Here is a 16,225-nt window from a genome sequence, read left to right as displayed (position 1 = left end):
CAAGACCGACCGTTCTATCTGCTAGGCTCCCCCCGGCGAACCGGGAGGTGGACGACCAGTGTCCGAAGCACGAGCACGGCTGCTGAGTTCGGCGAGCCGGCTGTTCTACACCGAGGGCCTGCACTCGGTCGGCATCGACCGGGTCATCGCCGACGCGGGCGTCACCCGGGCCACGCTCTACCGGCACTTCCCCAGCAAGGACGACCTGCTGGTCGCCTACCTGACCGAAGCGGACGAAACCATCCGAGCCCAGGTATCGGCCGCGCGGACGGCTTCGGCGGGCAGCACGCCCGGCGACGTCGTGCGGGCGGTGGCCGCGACGATCGCGGACGGCATCCGGTCACCCGGCTTCCGGGGCTGCGCCTTCCTCAACGCCGCGGCCGAATACCCGGATCCCGCCCACCCGGTCCACCGGACCGTCCTCGCGCACCGGCAGTGGTTCCTGGAGACGGTCACGGAGCTGCTCGCCGCAACGGGCGAGACCGCCCCGGAGCCGGCGGCCCAGCACTTCGTCATGCTCCGCGACGGCGCCATGGCGGCGGGCTGCCTCACCGACCCGGTCCCGGTCTGCACCACGTTCCTCCGCGGCGTGGAAGGCATTCTGAGCTACCGGGACGCACCGGTGGCCACGGGAGCCAAGCGGCGGCGGTGAATCAGGCCGCGCGGTCCGCACTCCAGGCCACCACGGCACGCCGTACCCCCTCGATTGGCCTCGCGACCGGCTGGGTATTCCTCCCGGCATGGGTGCTTGGGGCAAGCGGCTGGTCGCGTTGGCTGTGGCTGTGGTGGTGCTGATCGCCGCGATAATCGCCGCTTCGGCGGTACACCTGTTACCCCAATTGCGCAATCCGTTCGCCGAACGGACCGAAGAACACTCCGGACCGGTGCTCCTGCAGTCGATCGTCGAGCTCTCGCGCTACGAGGCGGCCAGCGGTTCGTTCCAGGTGGTCGTCGACATCACCACGAGTTCCGTCCTGCCCAGTTTCCTCGCGGGCAGCCAAACCCTGTTCATCGGAGTCGGCACGAACAACGCCTACGTGGACTTCTCCCGCTTGAAGGGCAACGCGGTCCAGGTCTCCGAAGACCGCCAATCAGCCACGATCACGTTGGGCCACGCCCAGCTCGAGCCGGCGACCCTCAACGTGCACGAGTCCCGTGTGTACGCCCAGCAGCAGGGCCTCTTCACCCGCATCAACGAGTTCCTCAGCGGAAACCCCAACTCCCAGCAGGCACTGTACGAGCTCGCCCAGAAACAGATCCAGGCGGCGGCCGCGAAGAGCACCCTGGTGGCCGACGCGGAGCGAAACACCCGCACGATGCTGACCGGCCTGCTGCAATCACTGGGCTTCAAGAACATCACCATCAACTACGCCGACACCAACCCCGGCTGATCAAGCCGGCGGCACCGGGTCAAGGCACGCTTTCCCGCCTTGACCCGGTGCCGCCGGCCGTAGTCACAATCAGGCGTCGGGGTGGCGGACAACAGCAAGATCAGCGAGATCAGCCATTCCGCACAACCCGCCACCGGTTCGCAGCGGCACCGTTGTCCGGACCCTGCACCGCGTACGCCCCGGCCGAAGCAGACCCGTTCTCGATCGTCAGCAGCTTCCCGCTGTTGACGTTCCGGATCTTCGACGTCCCGTCCCCCTGGTCGACGAGCGTCCAGCGATGATCAGCGGTGCCGTTGTCCGACCACTGGAGAACGCGGGCGTTGTCCGCGGTCGACATGTCGAGGACACCCAGCACCTTGCCGCTGTGGGCGTTGCGGAACCGGACGGCACCACCGTCGGTGATCAGCTCCCAGTTGTGGTCCGCGGTGCCGCTGTCCGACCACTGCAGCGCACGGCCGCCGTCGGCGGTGGACATGTTCTCGATACCCAGTACCAGCCCGCTCCCCGCGTTGACCAGCCGGTAGGTCGTCCCGCCGGAACCGCCGGTGTTCCAGTAGACCGTGTAGTTGAAGCCCTGGGCGTCGTAGAAGGGCACCAGGTTGACGGGGGCGCCGTTCGCGGTGGCGCTGAAGGTGAGCGCGCTGCTGCTGGTCCGGGTGACCGAGGCCGGGTTCAGCGACGGCAGCGCGCTGAGCGTGCTGCTGCCGTAGTTGCCGGCCAGCACCACCGGACCGTAGGTGACGGCGGCGACGTTCGCGTTGTCGTTGGCCGCCTTCAGCGCGACCTTCATCGGCAGCCGGACGGTGACCGCGTCACCGGAGGCCCACGACCGCGACAAGGTGGCGTAGCTGCCGGGGGTGGCGGTCACGTTCTGCGCGACGCCGTTGACGCTGATGGTCGCCCCGGTGGCCCAGGCCGGGATGCGGATGCGCATCGCCCAGGTTCCGCCGGCGCTCCCGGTGACCGTCAGCGTGGTCGTGTCACCGGCCGGGTACGACGTGGTCTGGGTGACGGTGATGCCGCGCTGGGTCCAGGTGAGCACCGAGGGCAGGAACAGGTTCACGATCAGCGTCGTGTCGCTGTGGAAGTAGATCGAGTCCGCCAGCTTCGTCTGGGTTTCGAGGCCGCTGCCCTGGCAGCACCAGAACGAGTTGTAGTCGGTGCTCCACGTGCCGCCGCCCCACGCCGGACCGACGCCCCGGCGGCCTCCCGGGTTCAGCGAGTTGAAGTACGTGATGTGCCCGTGGCTGTCGGCCGGGTTCTGCTGGCCGATCATCTGGTTGAGCAGCGCCCGCTCGTAGTAGTCGGCCAGGTCGGCGCGGTCCGGGTACAGCGCGATCAGTTCCCGGGTCAGCTTGAGCATGTTGTAGGTGTTGCAGCTCTCGCAGGTGTCCGGGTTGAGGTAGCCGGCGATGGCGTTGGGCGCGCGGAAGTGCTCGGCCTGGCTGTTGCCGCCGATGGCGTAGGTGTGCGCGCCGACGGTGATGTTCCACGCGTTCGTGGCGATGTCGCGGTAGCGGGTGGTGCCGGTGGCCTTGTACTCCCGGACGGCGCCGATCCACTTGGGGATCTGGGTGTTGGCGTGCAGCCCGCTGAGCTGGTCCCGGCCGGCGGCCAGCGGGTCGAACACGGCGGCGTGGTCGAACCGCTGCGCGGCGGTCAGCCACCGCGTGTCGCCGGTGTACTGGTAGAGGTCGGTGAGCACCGCGTTCATGCCGCCGAACTCGGTGTTCAGCACGGACTGCATCTGCGTGCCGCTGAGCCGGGCGGTCCGCCGGTCGACCCACCCGGCCAGGTTCAGCAGGACGTCGCGGGCCTGGGTGCTGCCGAGGTACCGCCACACGTCGAGCAGGCCGGCCATGGTCTTGTGGATGCAGTAGTACGGCACGTTGCCGTTCGTGAGGCGCCCGGCTTCGAGGTTGTCGAAATCGGACTCGGGAAAGCCGGACAGGTAGCCGGCGGCGAAACCGGCGGCGGCGTTGTTCGCCTGGCACTTGGCGAGCTCGGCCACCATGGCCGTGGCCTTGTCGCGGCACGTGGTGTCCCCGGCCACCGCCCACAGCTGGGCCCAAGCGGTCAGGAAATGTCCTTGGACGTGGCTGCGGAACGGGAAGTTCGGCGCGTCCCAGCCCCCGTTGGCCGCCGCGCCGCCGGTGGAAAGCCGGTGGTTGGCCCGGAAGTTGTACAGCAGCCGGTTGACGTCGACGAACCGCAGGTAGTTCTGCGTCCGGTTCTGGTTGTCGAGCCACCGGCTCGCGGTCAGCCGCACTTGGCCGAGCTCGAACGGGAACGCGGCCACCCCGGCGTCCGGGCGGACCGGCCCGACCGCCGCGGTGGCCGCCGATGCGGCGGGCGCCCAGCCGACAGCGGGTCCGGCCGCGGAAACGATGGCGGTGGCTCCGGCGGCTTGCAGCAGTCGCCGGCGGCTGAAGGATGAGGTCACCGGGTTCTCCGTTCGTCGATGGACAGGGAACGCGCGCCGATGTTAGCGCTAACAAGAACGTCTGTCACCCCACTCACGCAGCGTGACACCCACGCGGGCGGCGGCAGGCGCGCCCGTGCGCCCGACCGCCCGGAAATCATTCCCGCGAAAATTCCACGGATCCCTTTTATCAACGACAGCCGGAACTGAAACTTTCAGTTCCGGCTGGACGCCCCTTCGAAATCCGTGCTACAACGCAAACACCCTTGAGCAGCCGTCTCGAGGATTTCCCCGTCCGCCGAAGGGGTTTCGCATGCCCAGGCTCAGCTCTCCGTTCCGGATCTTCGCGACCGCCGCGCTGCTCGTGCTGGCCGTCGGTGGCTCTCCCCCGGGCGCCACCGCCGCCACGACGACGGACCAGGCGATCCAGGCCGCCAGCCCCAGCGCCGGGTGCGGCAAGAGCCCCACGCTCACCAGCGGCAAACGCACGATCCAGAGCAACGGCAAGAGCCGCAGCTTCATCCTGAAGATCCCCGACACCTACGACAACAGCACGCCGCACCGGCTGGCCTTCGGCTTCCACTGGCTGGGCGGCACCGCCGAGCAGGTCGCCTCGGGCGGCAGCGACGGCTACGCCTGGGCGTACTACGGCATGCAGTCCCAGTCGGGCAACTCGACGATCTTCGTGGCGCCCCAGGGCCTCAACAACGGCTGGGGCAATTCCGGCGGCGAGGACGTGACCTTCACCGACGACATGGTCCGGCTGATCGGGAACGACCTCTGCGTCGACACGACCCAGCTGTTCTCGGTGGGCTTCAGCTACGGCGGCGCGATGAGCTACGCGCTCGCGTGTGCCCGGCCGACCGTCTTCCGCGCGGTCGCGGCGATCGCCGCCCCCGGCGCGATCAGCGGCTGCAGCGGCGGCACCCAGCCCGTCGCCTACCTGGGCATCCACGGCGTGTCGGACAACATCGGCGCCGGACGCAGCCTGCGGGACACCTTCGTCCGGAACAACGGCTGCACCCCGCAGAACGCCCCCGAACCCGCGGCGGGCAGCAGAACCCACTACCTCACCGTCTACTCGGGCTGCCGGACCGGCTACCCGGTGGTCTGGGCCCCGTTCGACGGCGGCCACCAGCAGGGCCCGGTGGACGGCTGCAGCGGGTGCGAGAGCGGCGCGAGGAGCTGGACGAAGACCGAGATCTGGAAGTTCTTCAGCCAGTTCGGCGGCACCGAACCGAACCCCACATCGCCGGTGCAGGTCGGCGTGAACTACTCCCTGGTGGCCGGGCACAGCGGCAAGTCCGCGGACATCACCGGGGCGTCCACCGCGGCGGGTGCCACGCTGGTCCAGTGGGCTCCGCACACCGCGGCGAACCAGCAGTTCGACTTCCTGGCCTCCACCGACGGGTACTACCGGATCCGCGCCCGGCACAGCGGGCTGGTCCTGCAGGTCGCGAGTTCGGCCTCCGGTGCGGACATCACCCAGCAGCCGGACACCGGCGCGACGACCCAGCAGTGGCGGGTGACCGACCTGGGTGGCGGCGCGGTGAGCCTGGTCAACCGGGCCAGCGGCCTCGCGATGGACGTCTGGGGCGCCTCGACCGCCGACGGGGCCCGGATTTCGCAGTACGCCGCCTCCGGCGGCACCAACCAGCGGTTCCAGCTCAAGCGCGCCTGAGGATCGGAGAACGCAGATGCCCGACCTGACCCGGAGACAGGCGATCCGGCTGGGTGCCGCACTGGTGCCCCTTGTGTGGACGGCGACCGCGCGGCCCGGCTCGGCCGCCCCCGCGGACGTCCGGGCGGTGAACGACCTGGCGCTGTGGTACGACCGGCCGGCCGGCACCGAGTGGCTGCGCGCGTTGCCGATCGGCAACGGCAGGCTGGGCGCCATGGTGTACGGCAACACCGACACCGAACGCCTGCAGCTCAACGAGGACACGGTCTGGGCGGGCGGCCCCCACGACTACAGCAACCCCCAGGGCGCGGGGGCGCTGTCGCAGATCCGGCAGCTGGTGTTCGCGAACCAGTGGACGCAGGCGCAGTCCCTGATCGACCAGAAGATGCTCGGCTCCCCGGCCGCGCAGCAGCCGTACCAGCCCGTCGGCACCCTCAGCCTCGCGCTGCCCGGCGGGAGCGGGATTTCGTCGTACCAGCGGTGGCTCGACCTCACCACGGCGACGACGGTCGTCACCTACGTCGCGAACAACGTGCGGTACCGGCGTGAAGTGTTCGCCAGCGCCGTGGACCAGGTGATCGTCATGCGGTTGACGGCCGAGACGCCGGGCTCGATCTCGTTCTCCGCGTCGCTGGGCACCCCGCAGCGGGGGACGACGTCCAGCCCCGGCGGTTCGGCCATCGCGCTGGACGGCGTTTCCGGGGACAGCCGGGGCATCGCCGGTTCGGTCCGGTTCCAGGCCTTGGTGAACGCCACCGCCGAGGGCGGGAGCACCAGCAGCTCCGGCGGCACGCTGCGGGTGTCCGGCGCCAACGCCGTGACGCTGCTGATCTCGATCGGCACCAGTTACGTCGACTACCGCACGGTGAACGGGGACTACCAGGGCATCGCGCGGTCGAGGCTGGCCGCCGCCCAGTCGCTCTCCTACGACACCCTGCGCAGCCGGCACGTGGCCGACTACTCGAAGCTGTTCGGGCGGACCACCCTCGACCTCGGCCGCACGGCGGCGGCCGACCAGCCGACGGACGTCCGGATCGCCCAGCACAACACCGTCAGCGACCCGCAGTTCGCCGCCCTGCTCTTCCAGTTCGGCCGCTACCTGCTGATCTCCTCGTCGCGGCCGGGCACCCAGCCGGCCAACCTGCAGGGCATCTGGAACGACCAGCTGAACCCGTCGTGGGAGTCCAAGTACACCCTCAACGCCAACCTGCCGATGAACTACTGGCCGGCCGACGTCACCAACCTCGCCGAGTGCTACGAACCGGTGTTCGCCATGATCGGCGACCTCGCGGTCACCGGGGCCCGCACCGCGCAGGTCGAGTACGGCGCCCGCGGCTGGGTCACCCACCACAACACCGACGGGTGGCGCGGGTCATCCATTGTGGACTTCGCGCAGGCCGGCATGTGGCAGACCGGCGGCGCCTGGCTCGCCACCATGATCTGGGACCACTACCGGTTCACCGGCGACGTCGAGTTCCTGCGCCGCCGCTACCCGCTGCTGAAGGGTGCCGCCCAGTTCTTCCTCGACACCCTGGTGACCGAGCCCTCGCTGGGCTACCTGGTCACCAACCCGTCGAACTCCCCCGAGCTGAACCACCACACGAACGCGTCCGTGTGCGCGGGGCCGACGATGGACATGCAGATCCTCCGCGACCTGTTCGACGGCTGTGCCGGCGCGTGCCAGGTGCTGGGCGTCGACGCCGCCTTCGCCGACCAGGTCCGGGCGGCCCGGCAGCGGCTCGCGCCGATGAAGGTCGGCTCGCGCGGGAACATCCAGGAATGGCTCTACGACTGGGTGGAGACCGAGCGGACCCACCGGCACATTTCGCACCTGTACGGGCTGTACCCCAGCAACCAGATCAGCAAGCGCGGCACACCCCAGCTGTTCACCGCGGCCCGCAGGACACTCGAACTGCGCGGCGACGACGGCACCGGCTGGTCGCTGGCCTGGAAGATCAACTACTGGGCCCGCATGGAAGAGGGCGCCAAGGCGCACGACCTGATCCGGCTCCTGGTGCGGACCGACCGGCTGGCGCCCAACATGTTCGACCTGCACCCGCCGTTCCAGATCGACGGCAACTTCGGCGCGACGTCCGGCATCGCCGAACTGCTGCTGCACAGCCACAACGGCGAACTGCACGTGCTGCCCGCGCTGCCGCCCGCCTGGCCGTCCGGCAGCGTCACGGGCCTGCGCGGCCGCGGCGGCTACACGGTCGGCGCGGCGTGGAGCAGCGGCGCGGCCACGCAGCTGACCATCACGCCGGACCGCGACGGTGAGGTCAAGGTCCGCAGCCGGATGTTCACCGCGGCCCACGAAGTGCTCGACACCACGAGCGGCGCCAAGGTCCAGCCGGTGACCGTCGAGGCCGACCTGGTCCGCTTCGCGGGCCAAGCGGGCCACACCTACCGCGCCACCGCGCTCGGCGGGCCGCCGCCGGTGGTGGAGCCCGGGGTGAACTACCGGCTCGTCGCCCAGCACAGCGGCAAGCCTGCCGACATCAACGGCGGCTCCACCAGCGCCGGGGCGGCGTTGATCCAGTGGCAGGCCACCGGCGGGCCGAACCAGCAGTTCGACTTCCTCGCCTCGGACGGCGGCTTCCACCGCATCCGGTCGCGTGCCAGCGGCCTGGTCCTCCAGGTCGCGTCCACCGCCACCGGTGCGGACATCACCCAGCAGCCCGACACCGGCGCCACGACCCAGCAGTGGCGGGTGACCGACCAGGGCGGTGGCGTGGTGAGCCTGGTCAACCGCGCCAGCGGCCTCGCCATGGACGTGTGGAGCGCCTCGACCGCCGACGGCGCACGCATTTCGCAGTGGACGGTGACCGGGGCCGCCAACCAGCGTTTCCTGCTCCAGCGCGCGTGAGGAGGCCTTACGGCGCAGGCCGTTGACCAGGAGCCGCACGAGGTGCCGTGCTCGCGGTCACCAACGCCTGCGGAGCGATCGCGCTCGTCCCGGCGTGACCTCAGGTGTACCAGGTCGGCGTCGGGTACTCGCCGAGCAAGGCGAACGCCCCCACCTCGCGCCGTTTGTACGGCAACGGGTCGTGCAGCGAGTGCGTCCGCAGGTTGCGCCAGAACCGGTCCAGCCCGTACTTCGACGCACTCGCCCGCGCGCCGGTCAGCTCGAAGATCTTCGTCGCGACCTCCAGGCCGGTGTCCACCGCGCGCTGCTTGGCCGCGGCGATCAGCACCGCCACCTCGCCCCGCGCTTCGGGCGTCAGCTCTTCGCGCGGGGCGTGCAGGACGCGGGAGATCGCCGCGCCCGCCCTGTCGGTCAGCGCCTCCGCCGCCCACAGCTTGGCCTGCAGGTCACCGTAGCCGTCGAGGATGTACCACTCCTCCGCCGCGGCCTGCTTGTCGTCGCCGCCGTAGGGCCAGGCGCGGGTGTGGTCCCGCGTGTACGCGAGCGCGGTCTCCAGTGCGCCCTGGGCGATGCCCAGGTAGAAGTTGGTGAAGACCAGCTGGATCGCCGGGACGTTGAGCGTGTTGTAGACGAGCGGCTGGAACTTCCGGTCGACGTACCCGGCCGCCGACTCCCACGGCACCCGGACGCCGGAGATCGTCACGCTGCCCGATTCGGTGAGCCGCTGGCCGATGTTGTCCCAGTCGTCGTGGAAGGTGATCCCGTCCTGCTTGGACGGGACGATCGCGAAGATGTGGTCCTCGGTCCCGGCCAGGACGCCTTCCAGCACCGTCAGGTCGGAGACCTTGCCCCCGGTGGAGAACGACTTGTGCCCGTCGTAGACGAGCGAGTCGCCGTCCTCGGTGATCGTCAGGTCGGAGTCACGCGGGTTGACCGCGCCGCCGAAGAACAGGTTGTCCTTGGTGTAGAGCTCTTCGACCGCGGCCACCTGGGCGTCCGTGGCCACCAGGCGCGCCGCCCAGGCCCACAGGTAGTGGTAGCCCAGCAGCTGCCCGATCGAGCCGTCGGCCTTCGCGATCTCGCGGATCACCCGGTAGGCGGTTTCCCAGGTCTGCCCGCCACCGCCGTGCTCGGCCGGGCCGAGCAGGGTGACCAGGCCGTTGTCCTTGAGCAGCCGGACTTCCTGGTACGGGGTTTCGCCCCGGCGGTCGCGTTCGACGGCGTCGACGGCGAGTTTGGCGGCGACCTCGCGGGCGCGTTCGATCCAGTCGGTCATGCTCGGCTCCCTACGGGCTCGGGGGTGGCGGCGCTGTGGTCGAGGTCCTTTTCCAGTTCCCGGATGATCGGCAGCACGTGCTTGCCGAAGTGCTCGATGTCCTCCTGGAAATGCAGGAAACCGAGCAGCAGCAGGCTCGCGCCCCGGCGCTTGTATTCGATGGCGCGTTCGGCGATCTGTTCCGGCGTACCGATGAGCCGGGTGCGGAAGCCATCGTTGTACTGGACGAGGTCGGCGAACTCGGAATCCGCCCACATGCCTTTCTTGTCCGCGGTGGAGCTGCCTGCCTGCTGCACCGCGGAACGGAAACCCGCCACCGCTTCGACATTGGCCTTGGCGACGATCTCGCGCAGCACGTCCCGTGCTTCGGCTTCGGTTTCGCGGGCGATCACGAAACCGTTCAGGCCGAACCGGACGGCGTGGTGGTTTTCGGCGGCGTAGCCGCGGACCTCGGCCACCTGCTCGCTGAACCCGTCGTAATCCTTGCCGTTGCTGAAGTACCAGTCCGAAACGCGGCCGGCCAGCTTGCGGGCGGCGGTGGAGTTCCCGCCCTGGAAGATTTCCGGGTGCGGACGACCGTCACCCGCCTGGGGCTTGGGTTTGATGTCGAAATCATGGATCCGGTAGAAGTCGCCGGTGAACTCGGCGTGGTCGTCGGTCCACAGTTCCTTGAGCACCCGGATGAACTCCTCGGTCCGGCGGTAGCGTTCGTCGTGCTCCAGCCAGGGTTCGCCGAGCCCGGTGAACTCGTCCTTGAACCAGCCGCTGACGACGTTCACCGCGGCCCGGCCGCCGGAAAGGACGTCCGCGCTCGCGACGAACTTCGCCAGCACGCCGGGGTGCCACAACCCGGGGTGCACGGCCGCGATCACCTTCAGCCGCTGTGTCGCCAGGAGCAGCGCGAGGCTGAACCCGGTCGATTCGTGTTGGTAGGCAGCACCGTAACTGGCGGTGTAGCGCACCTGCGTGAGGGCGTATTCGAAGCCGTTGTTCTCGGCGATGACGGCGAGATCCCGGTTGTATTCGTACCCCCAGTCGGTGCGCTGTTCGATATCACTGGTGACGAGCCCGCCGCTGACGTTCGGCACCCAATAAGCGAATTTCAGAGGTTCGTGGAGCAGGGTCATGACCGGAGAATGGGGCATGGCGTCACGGCTCCGCAAAAGCATCCACGTGCTGGGAAGACACCCGGCGACCGGGAATCGCCGCCAGCAGTTCCTTCGTGTACTCCGCCCGCGGCTCCACCAGCACCTGCGCGGCCGGCCCCAGCTCCACCAACGTTCCTTCGCGCAGCACGCCGACCTGGTCCGCGAGCTGCCGGACCACCGCCAGGTCGTGCGAGATGAACAGGTACGACAGCCCCAGCGAGGACTGCAGTTCCGCCAGCAACGCCAGGATCTGCGCCTGCACCGAGACGTCCAGCGCCGACACCGGTTCGTCACACACCACCAGGTCCGGGCGCAACGCCAGCGCCCGGGCGATCGCCACCCGCTGGCGCTGCCCGCCGGACAGTTCCGCCGGCTTCCGGCGCGCCACCGATGCGGGCAGGGCGACCTGGTCGAGCAGCTCCGGGACCCGCGTGCGCGGAAGCCCGAACGCCCGCAACGGCTCCGCCACCACGTCCTCGATCGAGAACTTCGGGTTCAGCGACGCGTACGGGTTCTGGTACACGATCTGCATCCGCCGCCGCAGCCGGCGCAGCTCGTCGCCACGCAAACCCGTGATGTCCTGCCCGTCGAACGAAACCGAGCCCGCCGACGGCGGTTCGAGCCGCAGCACCATCCGCGCCGTCGTCGATTTGCCCGAGCCGGACTCGCCGACCAGTGCCAGGGTCTGCCCGCGCGGGATGTCGAAGGAAACCCCGTCGACGGCGCGGATCCCGCCGTCGAACGTCTTGGCCAGGTCCCGCACCGAAACCAGCGGCTCGGCGGGCGGCACGGGCGGGCGCAGGGCGCCCGACAGGCTCGGCGCCGCCGCGATCAACCGCTGCGTGTACGGGTGCGCCGGCGCGCTGACCACCGACGAGCCCTCCTCGACGACCGAACCCCGCGAAAGCACCACGATCCGCGACGCGCGGTCGGCGGCGACGCCGAGGTCATGCGTGATCAGCAGGATCGCCGTGCCCGATTCACGGGCCAGGGAAGTCAAGTGGTCGAGGATCCGGCGCTGCACCGTGACGTCCAGCGCCGACGTCGGCTCGTCCGCGATGATCAGCTTCGGCCGCCCGGCCAGTGCCGCCGCGATCAGCACGCGCTGCCGCAGCCCGCCCGACAGCTGGTGCGGGTACTGGCGCGCCCGCACCGACGGGTCGGGGACACCCGCCCGGTCCAGCAGCTCGATCGCCTGCAGCCGGGCGGATCGCCGGTCCGCGAGGCCGTGGATCTTCAGCACCTCCGCGACCTGGTCGCCAATCCGGTGCACCGGGTTCAGCGACACCGCCGGGTCCTGCGGCACCAGCGCGATCTCGCGGCCGCGCACCGAGCGCCAGTGCCGGGACGACAGCGCAAGGAGGTCCCGGCCGTCGAACGAGATCTCGCCGCCGTCGATCCGGCCTCCCCGCGGCAGCAGCCCGATCGCCGCGTGCGCGGTCGTCGACTTGCCCGAGCCCGACTCGCCGACGACCGCGACCACCTCGCCCGCGCCGACGTCCAGGCCGACGTCGCGGACCGCGGGCACCAGCCCGGCCCGCGTCCGGTAGGACACCGCCAGGTCCGAGATGCGCAGCAGGGTCATCGTCCGCCTCCGTCCAGTGCCCGGGACAGCCGGTTGGCGGCGAGGACCACCGCCGCGACCGTCAGTCCCGGGAACGTCGTCATCCACCAGGCCGTGGCCACGAAACTGCGTCCGCCCGCGACGAGCGCGCCCCACTCCGGGGTGGGCGGGGTCGCGCCGAAGCCGAGGAAGCTCAGCGCGGACACCTCGAGCACGGCCGTGCCGAGGGTGAGGGTCGCCAGCGCGAGCACCGGGCCCGCCGCGTTGGGCAGGACGTGCCGCAGCAGCACGCCGGACCAGCGCACTCCACCGGCGCGCGCGGCTTCGACGAACACGCCGTTTCGCACGCGAAGCACCTCCGCGCGCATCACCCGCGCGAAGGACGCGAGGTTCGCGATACCGACGGCGATCGCGACGTTCGTCGTGCCGAAGCCCAGCGCCGTGACGAGGGCCAGCGACAGCAGGATCGGCGGGATGGCCAGGAAGACGTCGACGACCCGCATGATCGCGGTGTCCGTCCAGCCGCCGCGGAACCCGGCGAGCAGGCCGAGCGCCGACCCGGCCACCAGCGCCACGAGCACGGCAATGGCGGTGGCCCGCAGCGAGAGCGACGCGCCGTGGATCACCCGCGCGTAGACGTCACGGCCGGTCTCGTCGGTGCCGAACAGGTGCCGCAGCGACGGCCCGTGCAGCCGCTCGGCCGGGACGCCGGTGATCGGGTCGTACCCGGTCAGCAACGCCGGCGCGAAGGCCGCGAGCAGCACGAACGCCAGCACCACCACCGCGAGCACCAGCCCAGGGGGCACTTTCACGTGAAAGTGCCCCTTCGAGAGGGTGAGGTCAGCCATGGGGCACCGCCTCCGGGGTGCGCGCGATGCGCGGGTCGAGCAGCGGGTAGAGCAGGTCGACGACCAGGTTGAGCAGCACGAACACCAGGGCAGCCAGCACGATCACCGCCTGCACCACGGGGACGTCCTGCGCGGTGACGGCGGCCGCGGTGATCCGGCCGACGCCGTCGCGCGAGAACACCGTCTCGGTGATCACCGAGCCCGCGACGAGGTTGCCCGCCACCACGCCGGCGACGGTCAGCGCCGGCACGGCGGCGTTGCGCAGCAGGTGTCCGAAGTGGACGCGCCGGCGGCTCGCGCCCTTGGCCGCCGCGATCTCCGCGTACGGCTGCTCCTGCTGGGTCGCCAGGCTCTTCGCCAGCACCTGCCCGATGATCGCGCCCGTCGGCAGGGCGAGGGTGACCGCGGGCAGGATCAGCGCGGAAAAACCCTGCGTGCCCAGCGCGGGCAGCAGCCGCAGCCGGAACGAGAAGAACTGGATCAGCAGCAGCCCGACCCAGAACGGCGGCAGCGAGATGGCCAGCGACGGCAGGGCGTGGCGCAGCCAGCGGAACCGCGTATAGGTGCCGAGGAACGCCGAGCCGCCACCGAACAGCACCGCGAACACCAGCGCCAGCCCGGTCACCGCCAGCGTCGGCGGTAGCGCCGTGACGACCATGTGCGTCGCGTCGTCGCCGGTCGCGACGCTGCGGCCGAAGTCGCCGTGCAGGGCCGCGACCAGGCGGTTCAGGTACTGGGCCGGCCACGGCGAGTCGAAGCCGTACTCCGCGCGGGCGGCGGCGAGCTGCTCGGCCGTCGCGGACGAGCCCGCCTCGCCGCCGGCGAGCTTCGCCGAAACGGCGTCGCCCGGCAGCAGGTAGAGGATGAGGAACGACAGCGTGAACGCCGCCCACAGCACGAACACCGCCTGCCCGGCGCGGCGGAGCAGGTAGCGCCTCACGACAGCCACGCGTCGAACAGCTGCAGCCGCGACGACGCCTCGAAGTCGACGGCGTGCGCCTTCGCGCTCAGCGCGACGACCTGGGTCAGCTCGAACACCGGGATCGCGTAGGCGTGGTCGACGATGAGCCGCTGGGCTTCGCCGGCCGAAGGCTTGCGCTTGGCGACGTCCACAGTGGACGACTGGGTGTCCAGGGCGACGTCCAGGGGGTTGCCCGGCGCGAGCCTGCTGCGGTTGCCCGCCTTGGTGGAGAACTGGCCGCGCAGGATGTCCGGGTCGGCACGGGTCACGTTGTACCAGAGGAACTCGTAGTTGCCGGACAGCTGGATCTGCGTGGTCTCCGCCGTGGTGTGCTGCTCGATCCGCAGGTCGAAGCCGATCTTGCGCAGCTGCTGCTGGATGAGTTCCAGCACGCTGCGGTTCTGGTTGAACACCGGCGAGAACACCACCGCCGCGCTCAGCTTCTGCCCGTTCTTGACGCGGATCCCGTCGGGGCCGGGCACCCAGCCTTCGCCGTCCAGCAGCGCCGCCGCGCCCTTCTGGTCGTAGGCGAGCTGCCGCGACAGGTCGCTGTGCAACGGTGTCGCCGAGCCCAGGATGCTCGTGGCGGCTTTGTAGCTGGGCGTCAGCACGGTGTTCACGACCTCGGCGCGGTCGACGCCCTTGAGCACGGCCTGGCGCACCGTCTCGTCGGTGAGCACACCGCGGGTGGTGTTGGCGTGCAGGTTGAACACCACGCCGGGGTTGGGCCGGATGTTCTCGCTGAAGCCGTTGCCGGTGAACTGCGGCTCGTCGACCGGCTGGATGTCGGTGGCCGCGTCGAGCTGGCCGGAGGCGAGGCTGCCGGTGCGGACGCCGGGCTCGGGCACGATCTTGTAGTCGATCTTGTCCAGGTAGGCCTCGCCCCGGTGCTTGAACAGCGACGAGCCCCAGCCGTAGCCCGTGCGCTTGGCCAGCACGATTTCCTGGTTCTGCTTCAGGCTTTCGAAGACGAACGGCCCGGAGCCGAGCAGGCCGGTGCCCTGGCAGCGCTGTTCCGGCGTGTTCCGGTACGCCGCGGGCGCGAGAACGCCGAGGGAGACGGTCGAACTGGCCTGGAGGAACTGGGCGCTGGGCGCGGAGAACTCGAGGCGGACGGTCTGCGGGCCGACGACCGCCGAGCCCTGGTAGGCGGCCAGGTAGCCGTAGCCGAGCTGGGCCTTCGTCCCGAGGGCCTTGACGCCGTCGAAGCTCGCCTTCACCGCGGCCGCGTCGACCGGGCTGCCGTCGGAGAACGTCGCACCGGACCGCAGGTGGAAGGTGAACGCCGTCGAATCGGCGTTGGTGTCCCACTTTTCGGCCAGCCACGGCTTGATCTCACCGGTCTTCGGGTCCTGGTCGGTGAGCGAGTCGACCAGCTGGCGGGCGACGTTGATCGACGCGTTCGTGCCGACCTGCTGCGGATCGAGGCAGTCGGGCGCGGACGAGATGCCGAGCCGCAGCGTGCCACCGGGCTTCGGCGGACCCGCGTCGGCAACCGGGTCACCGCCCGCCGCGGAGCAGGCGGTCAGCAGGACGGGCAGGGCGAGCAGGGCCGCGGCGTTGCGGGCACGGGAAAGAGGGGACACCGGACGGCCTCCAGCGGGGAGCGGTTGCGGCTTTCGGAACGCGACGCTAGCCATGCGCCGACCCCCGTCCCACTCTGCGAACCGCTGTCCCACCTCCTGGCATCCCGGCGAGACGCCCTTGACACGCAAGCGTTTTGTGCTCGGCCGCCGGCCGGCGGTCCACATCCTGAACGTGCGTGCGCCGCGACGGCGGACCGGATATCTGTGGACCATGACCCCTGCGACCGCCGAGCGGCGCCACCACGCTGGCTTCACTTCTCCGCGCCGGTGGTCGTCAACCTGGAGGATTCGTTCTAAGACCGCATCTCATTTGGTTGTGTTGCCGGGTGGACGATATCGTTGATCAGCGATGACCGATGTGGAGAAGTGGTGCCCGGAGTCGTTGTGGCTGCTGGCGTACCCGCTGTTGCCCGATGTGCCGCAACGCCACCAGGGCGGAGGTCGGCGCCGGCTCGACGACCGTGCGGTGCTGGCCGCGATCC

General features: G+C 70.2%; 11 protein-coding genes. 4 read left to right on the top strand and 7 right to left on the bottom strand.

Annotated elements, in window-relative coordinates; all coding sequences use genetic code 11:
• Positions 1 to 58 precede the first annotated feature (58 nt).
• Positions 59 to 652 (top strand): TetR/AcrR family transcriptional regulator, encoded by a 594-nt coding sequence (locus ACLJQE_RS44050; RefSeq protein ID WP_410645826.1) that lies wholly within the window; start codon positions 59 to 61, stop codon positions 650 to 652.
• A gap of 130 nt (positions 653 to 782) precedes the next feature.
• Entirely contained in the window at positions 783 to 1,391 is a 609-nt protein-coding gene (locus tag ACLJQE_RS44045; protein WP_410645825.1) for a DUF4230 domain-containing protein, read from the top strand.
• Positions 1,392 to 1,500: 109 nt separating this feature from the next.
• Here ACLJQE_RS44045 and ACLJQE_RS44040 read toward each other — a convergent pair whose 3' ends face one another.
• Positions 1,501 to 3,834 (bottom strand): beta-L-arabinofuranosidase domain-containing protein, encoded by a 2,334-nt coding sequence (locus ACLJQE_RS44040; protein WP_410645824.1) that lies wholly within the window; start codon positions 3,832 to 3,834, stop codon positions 1,501 to 1,503.
• Between the two features lie 292 nt (positions 3,835 to 4,126).
• On the opposite strand from ACLJQE_RS44040, the gene ACLJQE_RS44035 reads away from it, so the two are divergent.
• A complete protein-coding gene (locus tag ACLJQE_RS44035) occupies positions 4,127 to 5,494 on the top strand; it encodes an RICIN domain-containing protein (RefSeq protein ID WP_410645823.1) in 1,368 nt (455 codons plus the stop codon).
• A gap of 16 nt (positions 5,495 to 5,510) precedes the next feature.
• Positions 5,511 to 8,360 (top strand): glycosyl hydrolase family 95 catalytic domain-containing protein, encoded by a 2,850-nt coding sequence (locus tag ACLJQE_RS44030; protein ID WP_410645822.1) that lies wholly within the window; start codon positions 5,511 to 5,513, stop codon positions 8,358 to 8,360.
• Positions 8,361 to 8,460: 100 nt separating this feature from the next.
• Here the strand turns inward: ACLJQE_RS44030 and ACLJQE_RS44025 are convergent, their stop codons facing one another.
• From ACLJQE_RS44025 to ACLJQE_RS44000, 6 genes are read right to left on the bottom strand one after another with little or no spacing between them, the layout of a single operon-like run.
• Positions 8,461 to 9,636 (bottom strand): acyl-CoA dehydrogenase family protein, encoded by a 1,176-nt coding sequence (locus ACLJQE_RS44025; protein ID WP_410645821.1) that lies wholly within the window; start codon positions 9,634 to 9,636, stop codon positions 8,461 to 8,463.
• The gene (gene sfnG, locus ACLJQE_RS44020) at positions 9,633 to 10,763 is read right to left on the bottom strand and encodes a dimethylsulfone monooxygenase SfnG (RefSeq protein WP_410645820.1); all 1,131 of its coding nucleotides are present in this window, start codon (positions 10,761 to 10,763) and stop codon (positions 9,633 to 9,635) included. The genes ACLJQE_RS44025 and sfnG overlap by 4 nt, the downstream gene beginning before the upstream one ends.
• Positions 10,764 to 10,785: 22 nt before the next feature.
• A complete protein-coding gene (locus ACLJQE_RS44015) occupies positions 10,786 to 12,369 on the bottom strand; it encodes a dipeptide ABC transporter ATP-binding protein (RefSeq protein ID WP_410645819.1) in 1,584 nt (527 codons plus the stop codon).
• Positions 12,366 to 13,196: an ABC transporter permease gene (locus ACLJQE_RS44010; RefSeq protein WP_410645818.1), complete on the bottom strand. Its 831-nt coding sequence runs from the start codon at positions 13,194 to 13,196 to the stop codon at positions 12,366 to 12,368. The genes ACLJQE_RS44015 and ACLJQE_RS44010 overlap by 4 nt, the downstream gene beginning before the upstream one ends.
• Positions 13,189 to 14,136, bottom strand: a complete 948-nt coding sequence (locus ACLJQE_RS44005; RefSeq protein ID WP_410645835.1) for an ABC transporter permease — start codon at positions 14,134 to 14,136, stop codon at positions 13,189 to 13,191. Before ACLJQE_RS44005 ends, ACLJQE_RS44010 begins: the two co-directional genes overlap by 8 nt.
• On the bottom strand, positions 14,133 to 15,743 hold the full coding sequence (locus tag ACLJQE_RS44000; RefSeq protein ID WP_410645817.1) for an ABC transporter substrate-binding protein: 1,611 nt from the start codon (positions 15,741 to 15,743) through the stop codon (positions 14,133 to 14,135). Before ACLJQE_RS44000 ends, ACLJQE_RS44005 begins: the two co-directional genes overlap by 4 nt.
• Positions 15,744 to 16,225 lie beyond the last annotated feature (482 nt).

Origin of the sequence: Amycolatopsis sp. lyj-346 (assembly GCF_046548975.1) — a bacterium.
Taxonomy (GTDB): Bacteria; Actinomycetota; Actinomycetes; order Mycobacteriales; family Pseudonocardiaceae; genus Amycolatopsis.
Note: the sequence above shows the minus strand (reverse complement) of the source record. Positions and strands in the feature narration are given on the sequence as shown.